The organism is Pseudomonas sp. CH61, from assembly GCF_059429415.1.
This window is the reverse complement of record NZ_CM182098.1, coordinates 628,683-642,350: the sequence shown is the minus strand read 5'-3', so window position 1 is coordinate 642,350 and position 13,668 is coordinate 628,683. Positions and strand designations below refer to the sequence as shown.

The following is a 13,668-nucleotide window of genomic DNA, read 5'->3' as shown; positions in this document are numbered from 1 at the left end:
CCTGATCGGGGTTTTCTTTACCCTGAATTCCGCTTAGTGCGAAACGCGGCTGGTCCCGCCAACGGTGGAGATGCGCACGCGTTCGCCAACACGGAACACTTCATTCTCCTGAACCTGCTGCACATAGGCACGCATGCTGCCATCGTCTTCACGCACGGTGATTTCCACACCTTGGGTACGGGTCAGACCTTCTTCGGTCGCCGAGCCGATCAGACCACCCGCCACCGCACCGATGACCGCAGCAACGATGCTGCCTTTGCCGCCACCGATGGCGCTGCCGCCGACGCCGCCGACTGCTGCACCAGCGAGGCCACCGATCGGGGTTTTGGTGCCTTCGATTTTCACCGGACGCAGGGATTCGATGGTGCCCATGCGAATCGTCTGCACGCGACGCGCTTCGTCACGGGAGTAGGAGTCACCGGTCAGGCTCGATTGGCAGCCGGTAAGCAACATCGCCATCGTGGAAAAGGAAGCAACCAGCAGAACAGACTTACGCATAGCATCAACTCCAAAAAAACATATAGTCATTAAACTCCGTGGCTTGACGCCTGTCACGACACCGCCCGGATAAATTGGCTTTCATTCAGGCGCGGTACAGACACCTGCACGCGCTCCCTGATGTAGCCCTACAGTAGCGCCAAATTACCGATTCTGCGCCACGGACACCAAGGATTTTCATGGATTACTTCATCATCGTCGTCACCACTGTCGCCGGTTTGTACTTCCACGGATGGTTGTACGTGCGGATCAAACGCTGGATGGATCGCGACCTGGCGCTGTCATTGGCCGGCAAGCATGAAGGCAAACGTGCTTTCATGCTGGAACAGCTGGCTCGCGCTCAGGCGCTGAAGATCAAGCGCCGGGATCTGCCGAAGTGGCTGGAGGCCGCTGCGGCAGGCTATCCCGCTCGGTAGACTGCTCAGGGTGCCAGACGTTCAAGAATCCAGTCGGCGCCCTGCACACGGTAGTTGAGGCGATCGTGCAGACGGCTCGGACGGCCCTGCCAGAATTCGATGCGCTCCGGTAGCAAGCGGTAACCGCCCCAGTGTTGCGGGCAGTCGGGCTGAGTATCGGAGAAGCGCTGCTCGGTAGCCTTGAGCAAATCTTCCAGTTCAGCGCGCCCGTTGATCACCCGGCTCTGCGGTGATGCCCAGGCACCGAGACGGCTGCCCAGTGGCCGCACCTGATAATACGCATCCGACTCCGCGGACGTGACCTTCACCACCCGCCCTTCGATGCGCACTTGGCGTTCGAGGGTTGGCCAGAAGAAAGTCATGGCGGCGAACGGGTTGGCCGCCAGATGCTGACCCTTGGCGCTATCGTAGTTGGTGAAGAAGGTGAAACCCTGCTCGTCCAGGCCCTTGAGCAGCAGAATGCGACAGTGCGGTCGCCCATCCTTGTCGACCGTGGCCAGGGTCATGGCGTTGGCTTCCACCGGCGCCTGTTCGGTTTTCACCGCGTCGGCGAACCACTGGTGGAACAACGCAAACGGCTCGGCCGGGGCTTGCGCCTCGGTCAGACCATCCCGGGTGTAATCACGACGCATATCTGCCAGAGCCTGGGTCATGGCGCATTCCTTTTCGTTAGCGGATCACTTCTTGTCGGCATCGGTCGCGGCGACTTTCTTGTCGGTCGCGGCGGCTTTGGCGGGAGCAGTCTTTTTCGCTGGGGCCTTGGCCGGGGCTTTTTTGGCCGGTGCCTTGGCAGCCGCTTTTTTCACCGGAGCCTTTTTGGTTGCCGGAACAGCGGCTTTTTTCGCGGCAGGGGCCGGGGTGACCGGCTTGGCGGCAGGCTTGACGTCTTGCGCGGCGACCATGGTCACTGGCTTCGGCGCCGGCATGTTGTACTTGCTCAGCAGGGCAACCATGGTGTTTTGCGGCGTCACCAGCAGTTCGACACGACGGTTCAGGGCACGACCTTCAACACTGTCGTTGGCCGCACGCGGCGCTTCGGAACCCATGCCACGCAGCATCAGGCGATCACGCTGCAAGCCACTGAGACGGAAGATTGCGGCGATGGCCTGGGCACGCTCCTGGCTCAGTTTGATATTGGCAGGCGCGGCACCACTGGAATCGCTATGGCCAAGGACCAGCACGGCAGTTTTCGGGTCGGCTTCAAGGATTTTCGCCACACGGGTGAACGGGCCGAGGGTGACCGGCAGCAGCATGGCTGGACGATCCGGGTTGAACGAGCCTTCGACCGGTGCAGTCACGACCAGCACGTTTTCACGGCGTTCGAGTTGCAGATTGCTGTCCTTGACCGCTTCACGCAGACGCGGCTCGTAGTCGTCGAGCCAGGCCTGGGTGACTTTCGGATCCGGCATCGGCACGGCTTTGGTGGTGGGTTGATCCTTGCCGCCGAACGGCCACCACCATTTGCTGCCGGTGTCGGCATCAGCCTTGGCCACGGCGACCGGTTTCTTGGCTTCAGGCGCTACTTCTGCCTTCATGTCAGCCTTGGCGGCTTCATCATCGGAACCGAACGGCCAGTACCAAGGGTTGCTGCTTTCGTTTTTGGCAACCGGTGCAGTCGCCGCTGGCTTCAAAGGCGCCGGAGCCGGCTCCTTGGCCGCCACTTTGTCGGAAGAGCCGAACGGCCACCAACTGCCGCCGTCCGCATCGTTTTTCGGGGTCTGTGCACAACCGGTGATCGCTACACACAGGGCCAGGGCGAGGGTCTTTTTAGATGACATTGAAAATCCACAAAATGAAGTAATGAAAAATCAGAGCACTTTCGCCCGGATAAACAGCCGTTTTGAAACGAAAAACCGCTTGAGGTTCCGACCCTGGGACCTCGGATGCAACTTTACAGACAAGTGGCAAGTACCCGCGCGAGCTTCTGCGCGCGCGGATCCATCAAGACGTATGGCCCAAGGGTATTTGTCACAAAACCAAACGCGACATCATGCTCAGGATCAGCGAAACCGATGGAACCGCCCGCGCCCGGATGACCAAACGCCTTGGGGCCGAGGCCATAAGTGGCGTTGGGCACGTCCGGCTGATCAAGCATGCAGCCGAGGCCAAAACGAGTCCGGGTCAGCAAAGTCTTGTCTTCGCCGAGGCTGTGTTCGCGGGTCAGCTCTTCAAGCATGTCGCTTTCGAGCAGACTGCCGTCGAGCAGGCCCGCGTAGAAACCGGCCAGACTGCGCGCATTGCCGTGGCCGTTGGCCGCCGGTTGCTGCATGCGCCGCCACTCAGGTTTGTTGGTGCTGGTGAGCACTGAAGGTGGGTTGGTAAAAGCGCGGGTGGTCATGGCGGTGGGCTCGCGCATGGTCACTTGCAGCAGGCGTTGCGCGGCGGCATCGCCGGCGTTGCCCTTGCCGCGCGCGATGTGCGCCACGCGGTGGAATTCTTCGTCAGCCAGACCGACGTGAAAATCCAGACCCAAAGGTTTGGCGACACGGGCGACGATGGATTCGCCCGGCCCGCGACCGTCGGCACGGCGCAGCAATTCGCCGATCAGCCAGCCGTAAGTGATCGCGGCATAACCATGGCCAGTACCCGGTGTCCACCATGGTGCTTCGGCCGCAAGGGCATCGACCATGGTTTGCCATTCGTAAAGTGCTTCCGGCGCCAGCAGCTCGCGCAGTGCCGGCAGACCGGCCTGGTGGCAGAGCAATTGGCGCAGGGTCACGGATTCTTTGCCGGCGGCGGCGAATTCCGGCCAGTAGCGCGCAACCGGAACATCCAGTTGCAGCTTGCCTTCACCGACCAGTTGCAGGGCGGTGACGGCGGTAAAGGTTTTGGTGCAGGAGAACAGATTGGCGATGGTGTCGCTGTGCCAGGCCTCGGCGCCATCCTTGTCGGCAGTACCGGACCAGAGGTCGAGGACGGTTTCTCCGCCGACCTTGATGCACAGGGCTGCGCCGCGTTCCTGGGGATCGTCGAACAGTGCGGCGAAAGCTTCGCGCACCGCTTCGAATTGAAGCTCGTAATGTCCCTGAATCTGCACCCGCAACTCCCCCGCGAAAACGCTCAACAAAGTGGCCCGCATTGTTCCAGCCCTTGAGGGATTTGGGAACAGCTGCGGGCCGGACGGTTATTTCAGAAATTTCGCTGAGGCGGCTGACGCCTTCGCGAGCAGGCTCGCTCCCACACTGGATCTCTGTATCACTAAAGATCTCCTGTGGGAGCCTGCTCCGGGCGGCGTTCCGACGAAGAACGATGACGCGGTGCCTCAGGACTCAGTGACCATTCCCCGAATGACCACCGGCATGCCCTGCCCCCGGCCCTTTACCGGCCTCGCCTTTGCGCCCGCCTTCAGCCTCATGCCCCGCTGCGGCGGCCGCTTTCTCGGCCTCTTTGCCAAGCTGATCAATCGCCTGCAAATTGCTCTTGCGCACCGATTCGACAAAACCCTGATATGGCAAATCCGTCACGCCCACCAGACCAAAGTGACCATTCTCGCCATCGAGCAGACGCCCGGTCACCGGTTGATCCAGATACTGGAACCAATGCACGCCGACAATCGACGGTTCGTTCAAGGCCTGTTTGAGGAAATTGGCATACGCCGGGCCGCGATCTTCTTCCTTGGCCAATGGCGTCACGCCGCCCCAGAACGGGCCGCGATCGGCCGAGCCGAAGTTGAACTCGGTGATCAGTACCGGTTTGTCCAAAGCGCTCAGCGCGGCAAAGTCATAGCCGTCCTGCGGTTTCAGCGTGTACATGTTGAAGCTCAGCACATCGCAATACTGCGCGCAGGACGCCACGGCTTCCGGAGTACTGATGGCGAAACGGCCGCCAAGCAGCAACTGGTTCGGCGCATGCCATTTCAGCGAGTCGGAGATGGTTTTGAAGTAAGTGTCGGCGAAGACTTTCTGGAAATATTTGAAGTCAGCCTCGATTTCCGGATGCTCGGGATTCGGCAGCGGTGGCACGAAACCCGGATCCTCCATCAACTCCCACGCTGGCAGATCGATGCCCCATGCTTTCGACAGCCCCGCCTGATTGCGGTACTTGTCGCGCAATTGTTTGAGGAACGCACGTTTGGCCGGTACGTCGGTGGTCATCTTCAAGGTGCCATAGGCCAGCGCATAGCGGGATTTCGGATCATCGCCGGGACCGGCCCACGCCAGTTCGTTGTCAGCGTAGTAGCCGATCAGCCACGGATCGTCGCGGTGATCGCGGGCGGCGATGGCGACGGCGCGCTCGGTGGCCATGGCGAAACGCGGATCAAACGGATCCGGCATACCGCCCCACCAGTCGCTGCCGGTGCTGATGCTGGTGTAGTCACCGACGATCGACAGCGGCAAAGTGTACGGCACGCGCTCGGCATCACTTAGCGAATCGGCACTCCAGTTGCCGACCGTGTTGAAGCCCCAGGCTTGCAAGCGATCAAGCGTGTGGCTGGCCCACTGTTGCTCATCGACAGTGGCCGTGCACGGCTCGGCAGCTTTTTCTGTCGTTGCTTGTACGGTTTCAGTCTTGGCTGCTTCAGCGACACCGGACTTCGGTTCCGCAGGTACAGAGACAGGCTCTGCGGCTTTCACTGCGGCCGTTTCAGCGGCGGCAGACTTGGCCGCTTCGGCGACTCCGGACTTGCTCTCACTGTCGGCTTTGCACGGTTCACCGTACACGCGCTGCAGGTTGGCGCCGTAGAAGTCGTACCAGCGCCCGTTGCCGTAACCCCGGCCCTGATCGACACCGTTGCCACCACGGTTGTCGCCTTCGCCAAAGTGTCTGGCCAAGGGTTCATCAGACTTAGGCAGGGATTCAAACATGTACTCACGACCGGCCACGTAGGTCTGGTTGACCTGGGGGCTGACGGTGTTCACGCCTAAAGAATAAAACGGATGACCTTCAGGCGTGACCAGATACCAGCGGCCATCACGCTTTTCGGTGCGGAAGAAACCGCTGGCCTTGAAGGCCGGGCCTTTGTTCCAGCCACCGAACTTGTCCAGCGAGGACTTCTCACGCTCGGCCAGCCAGGTTTTCAGCTGTTGCTGTTCCTTGGCGGCGGCGGATTTCAGTTGTTCGTCATTACTGATTTTTTCCGGCCACTTGCTGCGGGTCGATTGCCCGTAAGCGTCGACCAGATTGCCGTACACCGCCTGGGTGACCGAATCGCCGTCCTGCACGCCAAAGCGTTCGAGCAGCAGGCTCTGGGCAACTTTCGGCTGATCCATCGACAGGCTCACCGAAACCACTTGGCTGCGATCGATCTCGCCGCTGCTGCTGGCCAACAGGATCCGCTGACCATCGACTGTCATCGGCATCGGCGGCCCGGCCTTCATACCTTGACCAAGCGGTGCGGACGCCACCAGCGGTACCAGCAACGTCTGCGCCGGGCCTGCCGGCAGGTCGACGCGGCTGACCAGTGTGCGACCGTCGTTGCTCTGGATTTGCACATAGACCGTCACCGCCCAGTCCATTGCGCTCTGCAATCGCAGGGTCATCATGCCCGACTGCGACCAGTCCCACGCGCCGGTTTGTGGCGTAAGACGCAAGGTCGGGCGAGCCACCGGATTGAACGTCACCCGGCGCAGCACTTCGCCTTCAGGCGTTTGCTCGGCGTTGGCTTGCGGCAGATCCGCGTTTTCGGTGGCGATTTTCACCACGTCGGCAGGACGGACAAAGTTGAACAGGGTCTGCTGACCCGCAGGCGCCGCGAACAGCGGCGTGGCGAAGATCAAAGCGAATACGGCAGGCAACGAACGGCGGATCATAAGAACGGAGTTCTCCCTAACGACCAACAATGGCCAATGGAAAAGCAATAGCAGAGAGATAGACAACACGGCGGGCAAAACTGCCCACCGTTGTCTCAGGATATTTCACGACGGAAAGGTGGCAACGCATTGAGGATCGCCTTGCCGTAGCGCTGGGTGACCAGGCGCCGATCCAGCAAAGTGATGGTGCCGCGGTCTTCTTCGGTACGCAGCAGACGCCCGCAAGCCTGAACCAGCTTCAGCGAGGCATCGGGCACAGAGATTTCCATGAACGGATTGCCGCCCCGGGCTTCGATCCACTCCGACAACGCCGCTTCGACCGGATCATCCGGCACCGAGAACGGGATCTTGGCAATCACCACGTGTTCGCAGTAGGCACCCGGCAAGTCGACGCCTTCGGCAAAACTGGCGAGACCGAACAGCACACTGGAATCACCGCCATCGACTCGCGCCTTGTGCTTGTTCAGGGTTTCCTGTTTCGACAGATTGCCTTGAATGAACACTTGCTTGCGCCAGTCGCGGTCGAGGCCGTCGAACACGTCCTGCATCTGTTTGCGCGAAGAGAACAGCACCAGCGTGCCGCGCGAGCCCTCAACCAGATCCGGCAGCTCACGGATGATCGCTGCCGTGTGGGCGGCAGCATCGCGTGGATCGGCCTTCAGATCCGGCACCCGCAACACACCGGCATCAGCGTGATGGAACGGGCTCGGCACCACCGCGGTGACGGCTTTCTTCGGCAGACCGGCGCGCATGCGGAAGCGGTCGAAGGTGCCCAGCGCGGTCAGCGTCGCCGACGTTACGAGGCAACCGTAAGCGACATTCCACAGACTGCGGCGCAAGGTTTCCGCCGCCAGAATCGGGCTGGCGTTAACCTCAATGTCGAACAGCGAGCCGCTTTCGGCCAATGTCAGCCAGCGCGCCATCGGCGGGCTGTCTTCCGGGTCTTCGGCGGTGAACGCCGTCCACAGTTCCCAGTTGCCCGAAGCGCGGGACAACAGGCTGCCGAACAGCGGATACCACTCTTCGGCCTGATTGCTGGCGATGCCGATGTTGACCTCGCCGTCCATGCCTTCCTTGAGCAGGTCGGTCAGGCGCGTGAACAGATCGTTGAGGCGCGAAAAGCCTTTTTTCAGCTCGATGCCCATTTCGCGCATGTGCTCGGGAATCACCCCGGCGACGAAACGATGGCGCGGACGCTCACGGCCCTCGACGTCTTCGCCGGGTTTGAAATCGGCGACCTGCTCACAGGCGCTGAACATGAACTGCTGCTGGGCTTTGATCTCCCGCGCCAGCTCCGGCACTTGTTCGATCAATTTGCCGAGGTCGCCCGGCAGCGGGTGCTGGGCCAGCAGCTTGGTCAGGTTTTTCGCAGTGGTTTCCAGCCAGTCGGCCGTAGAACGCAGGCGCGTGTAGTGAGCGAAGTGGCCGATGGCCTTGTCCGGCAGGTGGTGACCTTCGTCGAACACGTAAATGGTATCGCGCGGATCTGGAAGCACCGCACCGCCGCCCAGCGCCAGATCAGCCAGGACCATATCGTGGTTGGTGACGATCACGTCGACCTTGCCCATGCCTTCGCGGGCCTTGTAGAAGGCGCACTGGCCGAAGTTCGGGCAATGACGATTGGTGCACTGGCTGTGATCGGTGGTCAGGCGCGCCCAGTCGGCGTCTTCCAGCGCATTGGGCCAACTGTCGCGGTCGCCGTCCCATTTATTGCCGGCAAGCTTTTCGATCATGCTGGTGAACAGCTTCTGACTGGCCTCATCGACCTCGATCTTGAAGCCTTCTTCTTCGAACAGCTGGGCGGTGGCGGTCTGCGCGTGACCTTCCTGCAGCAACATGTCGAGCTTGGACAGGCACATGTAGCGACCACGGCCCTTGGCCAAGGCGAAGGTGAAATTCAGCCCGCTGTTGCGCATCAGGTCGGGCAAATCCTTGTAGACGATCTGCTCTTGCAGGGCCACGGTCGCGGTGGCGATGACCAGACGTTTGCCGGCGGCTTTGGCCGTGGGGATCGCCGCCATGCTGTAGGCCACTGTCTTGCCGGTACCGGTGCCGGCTTCCACCGCGACAATCGCGGGGTCGCCACTGCGCCGGCCTTCGTCGTCGGTGTCGATATCCCCGAGGACTTTGGCGATTTCAGCGATCATCAGGCGCTGGCCATAACGCGGCTTGAGGCTCTTGGCCTCTAGAAAACGCGAGTAGGCGCCCTGGATCGTGGTTTTGAGTTCAGTGCTGATCATGAATTTTCGGGCGCAAAAAACGCTGGATAAATTTTCAGTGGTTTCGGATGGCGGCTATCATACCCCGCTAATTAATCCCGCGCAGAACGGAGTGCCCCAATGACACCTTTTAGCCTCGTTTACCCCCTGCATGTGCTGTCCGCCCTGGTCTGGGTCGGCGGCATGTTTTTCGCCTGGATGGTCCTGCGCCCCGCGGCTGTGAAGGCCCTCGACGGTCCTGCTCGACTGACCCTGTGGGTGGAAGTGTTTCAAGGTTTTTTTCGCTGGGTCTGGGTCGCGGTGATCCTGTTGCCGATCAGCGGTGTGGGCATGCTGCATTTGCAACAGGTCGGTTTTGAGACCGCACCAAAATATGTGCAGGTGATGACGGGCTTGTATGTGGTGATGACGGCGCTGTTTATCCGCATTCAGGGGTTGATGCTGCCGGAGTTGCGTAAAGCGGTGGAAGCGAAGGAGTGGCCGGCGGGTGCGGCAGTGTTGGGGCGGATTCGGCGGGTGGTGGGGCTTAATCTGATTGTCGGGTTGGTGTTGGTGGCGATTGCGGCGGCTCGGCCGATGTTCTGAATATAGGGGTAAAGATCAAAAGCCCCTCACCCTAGCCCTCTCCCGGAGGGAGAGGGGACTGAATGGGGGATATTTGAGGGATACGCCGACTTGAGAGATCGGCCTTGAATCCATAATCGACCCGATCTTTCAGGTCGACGTTTAACTCACGACATCTCGGTCGGCCCCCTCTCCCTACGGGCGGTCCGACGTTTCGGGAGGGCTGGGCGGGCGGCGTTCCGATGAGGGTCTGCTTTTACAGGCGCTGCACAGTCACCGCACCCGCCGCCCCCACCGGCCCAGGCTGTCCATCAGCCCCGGCCTTGCCGTTCTTGCCACCGTCGGCGCGATACACCAGGCAGCCCTTGGACTTGCCGCCCTTCCCTGCTTTACCGCCAACGCCCGCCGGGCCTCCAGGACCGCCAGCGACATTGACCTTGATCAGCTCGACCGGAAACTCGCGCGGTACTTCAAGGCGCACCAGCGCACCCGGTGCGCCAGGTTGGCCGTCGCTGCCGTTACTGCCATCAAAACCATGCCCGGCCGAGCCATAAGTACAGCCTGGGTCCTCACCATTCCCGCCATCGAGGCCGACAAAACCCGGTGCGCCGGTGCCGCCACGGGCGTCGACCAACAGTTGCGGCGCATTCAACGCCTTGAATTGCAGATTCAGATTACGTCCGGCACGGGCGGCTTTTTCATAAGTGCCCGGCGCACCGCGTGCGGTGATCTTGCTGCCATCGCTCAGCTCGGCGCGCGCGACCTTCATGTCCAGCGCCTGTTCACCCGGAACGATTGCAATGCGCGCTTCATGACCAAGGCGCAACTCGCCGACACTCAACTCGGTCACGTTCGCCGGAATCAGCAACGTGCCGTAATCGGCCACTTCCAGTTTTTCCAGCTGCAACGTGCTGGCCGTGTTGGGCAAACGCATCAGCGAATTGGTTTCGACACTGACCACTTGAGCACAGGCCAATGGGCTGATGAATGCAGCGAGCAAGCAGAGTTTACGCATGGGAAGAAGCCTCCGGAGCGGCCGGGGCCGGGATGGTTTGCAGGTGGAAAACGCCAAACAACAGGATGCGACCACGGTCACGCCAAGGGTGCTCACGCCCCTTGAGGCTGCGATTGCACAGCAGCACTTCGAACACATGGATCAGCAACAGCAGACCGCCGGCCAGATTGACCAGCAGATGCAGCGGATGTACGAAAGGCACCAGTTGATTGGCCAGCACCACGCAGCAGAACAGCAGGGTCAACAACCGCCCCAGCCCCCAGAACACTTTCATACGCCCCCCGTGTTGCGAATTATTCTTTGGGCGCACAGTAACGGCTTCTGCGGGGGATAAGCCAGAGGGATAAATGAAAAAACTTCGATCGTCCGCCAAATGGCTGCCGAAACGACGCTGATCGTCGCCCGGCAGCTCTAGCCTGCGCCCTACAGACGCGTCCTAACGATTGATGTGCAACTCCACACGACGGTTCTGCGCGCGCCCTTCATCGCTGGCGTTATCGGCAACCGGCTCACTTTCACCGCGACCTTCACTGGTGAGTTTGTTCGGCGCCAGGCCCTGGCTCAGCAGATAAGCGGCGACACTGCTCGCACGCCGTTCCGACAATGCCTGGTTGTAGGCATCCGACCCTTTGCTGTCGGTGTGACCGATGACCTTGATGCTCACCACGTCAGCATTGCGCAGTTTGTCCATCAGCGTATCGAGCTGGGCTTTGGCCGCCGGGGTCAGGTCGGACTTGTCGAAATCGAACAGCACGTTGCCGGCATCGCTGAGGGTGATGACCTCGGTTTGCGGTGCAGGCTCCGGCACTTTTTCCGTGACCGGGTACTGTGGCAGCGGGCAACCACGGTGATCGACCGGGGTATTTTCCGGGGTGTCCGGGCAACGGTCGCGGCGGTCGAACACGCCGTCGCCGTCTTCATCGCCGTCCTGGGCATAACAGATCAGTCCGCCGGTAAGAATCCCCAGCGCTGCGCCGCCACCGGCCCAGCCGCCACTTTCAATGGCGCCGAGACCGCCACCGACCAGCCCGCCGATAACGCTGCAGATCGGCCATGTACGTTGATTGAGGGGTGCAGTGCCATCGCTGTGGGTGGCGCAACCGGTGAGCAAACTGCCTAGCAGCAGCACCGGCAAGACGGACCTTGAGAAAACAGTCATTGTGAAAGCTCCTGTGTCACCGGCCCATACCGGTTACACAGGAGTAAAGACCCGCATCCGCGACTGCACAAGGCGCGGATGCGAGAGGGGCTTAACGCTGGATTTTGATTTCGGTACGACGGTTTTGCGCGCGACCGTCCGCCGTTTTGTTATCGGCCACTGGCTGGCTTTCACCCAGACCGGACACCGAAACGAAGCTGGCGCGTGGCACACCTTGTTGAATCAGGTAATCCACCACCGAGTGCGCGCGACGATCCGACAGTTTTTTGTTGTAGGCATCGCTGCCCACACTATCGGTATGACCAGTCACGGTCAGTTGCGCCGTCGAGGATTCCTGTTTCAGGCGGGTGGCGACCTTGTCGAGCACTTGCTTGTCAGGGCCGGTCAGCGTGGCTTTGTCGAACTGGAAGTGCACATCACGGATAACAATGGTTTCTTCCTTGACCACTACAGCTTCTTCGACCACGGGTGCAGGCGCTGGTGGAGGGCAACCGTCAGCGTCGACCTGTACGCCTTTAGGCGTGCCCGGGCACTTGTCGCGACTGTCCGGCACGCCATCGCCGTCTTCGTCGCCATCACCGTGAACCCAGCAATAGGCCGCTGCCGTGCCACCGACCAGCAGCGCACCGTAGCCGGCCCATGCCGAACTTTCGGTGGCGCCAAGACCGGCACCAACGACACCACCGACCGCCGCACAGGTCGGCCAGTCGGTTTTCTGCAAACCTGCGCAACCAGTCAACACACTGGTTAGCAGAATCAAAGGTAATGCTGTCCGAACTATGCTCATCTGGTTTTCTCCTGAGGGATCGGCTTAGAACCGATTCAGGGAGTAAAGACCGGAGTTTTAATCTCCGCCAGCAATAGGCCATGCCTGTTTGCGACCGTGTTCACAGGACTTTGGCGCAATCGCCGGTAACTGGCGGAACAGGGCTCTTTGCCGCCAACGTCAGGCAGGCTAGTCTTGGCGGTCTGATTGAGGAGCTTCGATGAACGTCGCCATTTCTTCCCGCACGCCGCAACAGGCGTTGGCCGCTTTACTGGATCGCTACGCCCCGGCGCGCTTGCTGTTGATCGGCGCCAGCGAGTTTCCGGCATTGAATGCCTTCAAAGAGGCGCATCCGGACACCGTCGTCGCGCATGCAGCGCCGGGCGCACTGCCTGCTGAACTGGCGGCACAGCGTTTCGATCTGGCGCTGGTGGTCGATTGTCTGGAACATTTGCCCAAGCGCGACGGCCTGAACCTGTTGGGCGGGATTCGCAATCTCAACGCCAGCCGCATCGCTGTGCTGGCAGACCTGTCGGCCAGCGGCTGGCAGGAAACCGACTTCTACTCACTGGCGTTGCAAGCCAGTGAACGCTTTCAACGCGACGATCAAGTACTGACTCTGTTCACCTACGATCTGCTTGACTACAAACAAGTCCCCGACTGGCTCAATTCACGGTTCTGGGCCAATCCGGAAAACTTCGGGAAATACTGGTGGTAATGCAATGAGTACAGCCATTTGCCCTTGCGGCAGCGGCAATCTGCTGGATGCCTGCTGCGGCCATTATCACGAAGGCCATCCGGCGCCGTGCGCTGAGGCCCTGATGCGTTCGCGCTACAGCGCCTATGTGCTGGGCCTGATCGATTATCTGGTGGCGACCACCCTGCCCGCTCAGCAAGCAGGGCTGGATCGCCAGTCGATCAGCAACTGGAGCGCGCAGAGCACCTGGCTCGGCCTCGATGTCGAAAGCTCGGAAGTCTTCGGCGGTCAGCCGGAACACGCCTTTGTCACCTTCACTGCGCGCTGGCATGACAGCCAGGGCGAACACAGTCACCGCGAACGCTCTTCGTTCGTGCAAAACACCGGGCGCTGGTACTTCATTGATCCGACGGTGCAATTGAAATTGGGGCGCAATGACAGCTGCCCGTGCGCCAGCGGGCAGAAATTCAAGAAGTGCTGTGCGGGGTATTTCGGCGCTTAAGATCAAGGGATCGCAGCCTGCGGCAGCTCCTACACAGGATTTGCATTTCCCCTGAGCTGCCGAAGGCTGCGATCTTTTAGCG

General features: G+C 60.8%; 14 protein-coding genes. 4 read left to right on the top strand and 10 right to left on the bottom strand.

The window, feature by feature from the left end; genetic code table 11:
• Positions 1-33 precede the first annotated feature (33 nt).
• Positions 34-498: an outer membrane lipoprotein gene (locus AC5SEM_RS02890; protein ID WP_007918566.1), complete on the bottom strand. Its 465-nt coding sequence runs from the start codon at positions 496-498 to the stop codon at positions 34-36.
• A 179-nt stretch (positions 499-677) separates the two neighbouring features.
• Here AC5SEM_RS02890 and AC5SEM_RS02885 point away from each other — a divergent pair, with 179 nt between their 5' ends.
• Positions 678-914: a hypothetical protein gene (locus tag AC5SEM_RS02885; protein ID WP_077571408.1), complete on the top strand. Its 237-nt coding sequence runs from the start codon at positions 678-680 to the stop codon at positions 912-914.
• A 5-nt stretch (positions 915-919) separates the two neighbouring features.
• Here AC5SEM_RS02885 and pdxH read toward each other — a convergent pair whose 3' ends face one another.
• From pdxH to dinG, 5 genes are all read right to left on the bottom strand, one after another.
• Positions 920-1,567, bottom strand: a complete 648-nt coding sequence (gene pdxH / locus AC5SEM_RS02880; RefSeq protein WP_495472134.1) for a pyridoxamine 5'-phosphate oxidase — start codon at positions 1,565-1,567, stop codon at positions 920-922.
• 24 nt (positions 1,568-1,591) lie between these two features.
• Positions 1,592-2,692: an OmpA family protein gene (locus AC5SEM_RS02875; RefSeq protein ID WP_495472133.1), complete on the bottom strand. Its 1,101-nt coding sequence runs from the start codon at positions 2,690-2,692 to the stop codon at positions 1,592-1,594.
• A gap of 113 nt (positions 2,693-2,805) precedes the next feature.
• The gene (locus AC5SEM_RS02870) at positions 2,806-3,951 is read right to left on the bottom strand and encodes a serine hydrolase domain-containing protein (RefSeq protein ID WP_495473441.1); all 1,146 of its coding nucleotides are present in this window, start codon (positions 3,949-3,951) and stop codon (positions 2,806-2,808) included.
• Between the two features lie 232 nt (positions 3,952-4,183).
• Positions 4,184-6,664, bottom strand: a complete 2,481-nt coding sequence (locus tag AC5SEM_RS02865) for a beta-galactosidase (RefSeq protein ID WP_495472132.1) — start codon at positions 6,662-6,664, stop codon at positions 4,184-4,186.
• A 95-nt stretch (positions 6,665-6,759) separates the two neighbouring features.
• On the bottom strand, positions 6,760-8,904 hold the full coding sequence (dinG, locus tag AC5SEM_RS02860) for an ATP-dependent DNA helicase DinG (protein ID WP_034154974.1): 2,145 nt from the start codon (positions 8,902-8,904) through the stop codon (positions 6,760-6,762).
• Positions 8,905-9,003: 99 nt separating this feature from the next.
• Between dinG and AC5SEM_RS02855 the strand changes: the two genes are divergently transcribed.
• Positions 9,004-9,468 carry a CopD family protein gene (locus AC5SEM_RS02855; RefSeq protein WP_495472131.1) on the top strand — a complete coding sequence of 155 codons (465 nt, stop codon included), beginning with the start codon at positions 9,004-9,006 and terminating at the stop codon, positions 9,466-9,468.
• 235 nt (positions 9,469-9,703) lie between these two features.
• On the opposite strand, the gene AC5SEM_RS02850 is transcribed toward AC5SEM_RS02855, so the two are convergent.
• The 4 genes from AC5SEM_RS02850 to AC5SEM_RS02835 form a co-directional block, all read right to left on the bottom strand.
• The gene (locus AC5SEM_RS02850; RefSeq protein WP_137217581.1) at positions 9,704-10,462 is read right to left on the bottom strand and encodes a collagen-like protein; all 759 of its coding nucleotides are present in this window, start codon (positions 10,460-10,462) and stop codon (positions 9,704-9,706) included.
• Positions 10,455-10,736, bottom strand: a complete 282-nt coding sequence (locus AC5SEM_RS02845; RefSeq protein ID WP_077571401.1) for a DUF1145 domain-containing protein — start codon at positions 10,734-10,736, stop codon at positions 10,455-10,457. Before AC5SEM_RS02845 ends, AC5SEM_RS02850 begins: the two co-directional genes overlap by 8 nt.
• A gap of 162 nt (positions 10,737-10,898) precedes the next feature.
• A complete protein-coding gene (locus AC5SEM_RS02840; protein ID WP_495472130.1) occupies positions 10,899-11,621 on the bottom strand; it encodes a PA1041 family peptidoglycan-binding anchor lipoprotein in 723 nt (240 codons plus the stop codon).
• 91 nt (positions 11,622-11,712) lie between these two features.
• Complete coding sequence (locus AC5SEM_RS02835; protein ID WP_007918596.1) at positions 11,713-12,408, bottom strand: PA1041 family peptidoglycan-binding anchor lipoprotein; 696 nt, start codon at positions 12,406-12,408, stop codon at positions 11,713-11,715.
• A gap of 199 nt (positions 12,409-12,607) precedes the next feature.
• Here AC5SEM_RS02835 and AC5SEM_RS02830 point away from each other — a divergent pair, with 199 nt between their 5' ends.
• Positions 12,608-13,105, top strand: a complete 498-nt coding sequence (locus tag AC5SEM_RS02830) for a DUF6231 family protein (RefSeq protein ID WP_137217580.1) — start codon at positions 12,608-12,610, stop codon at positions 13,103-13,105.
• A 4-nt stretch (positions 13,106-13,109) separates the two neighbouring features.
• Positions 13,110-13,586, top strand: coding sequence for a YchJ family protein (locus tag AC5SEM_RS02825; RefSeq protein ID WP_123594835.1), 477 nt, complete (start codon positions 13,110-13,112; stop codon positions 13,584-13,586).
• Positions 13,587-13,668: the final 82 nt, after the last annotated feature.